This window comes from Bacillus sp. SIMBA_005 (assembly GCF_046535585.1).
GTDB classification, from domain to species: Bacteria; Bacillota; Bacilli; order Bacillales; family Bacillaceae; genus Bacillus; species Bacillus pumilus.
On the sequence record NZ_JAWRWI010000469.1, the window covers coordinates 1 to 269 of the forward strand.

The following is a 269-nucleotide window of genomic DNA, read 5'->3' on the forward strand; positions in this document are numbered from 1 at the left end:
TGCCAAAATGCCGAGCACAAGCACAAACGTACCAATGACTTCACTTATCATATTCCCAAATGTATGAGGAATACTCGGGCCGGTCGAGAAAACGCCCAGTTTAGCGGCCGGATCATCCGTCGCCTTCCAATGCGGCAGATAATGAAGGTACACAACAACCGCACCGATCATTGCTCCGATCATCTGTCCCGCAATATAAACAGGGACGTCTTTCCAAGGAAAGCTGCCTTCAAGCGCAAGGCCTATCGTTAAAGCCGGATTCAAGTGAG

The 269-nt window shown here is 49.8% G+C and carries 1 protein-coding gene; it reads right to left on the minus strand.

All coding sequences use genetic code 11. The features are described from left to right. The coding region (locus tag SB660_RS20935) for an MIP/aquaporin family protein (RefSeq protein WP_410584287.1) at window positions 1-269 on the minus strand (269 nt) is incomplete at both ends.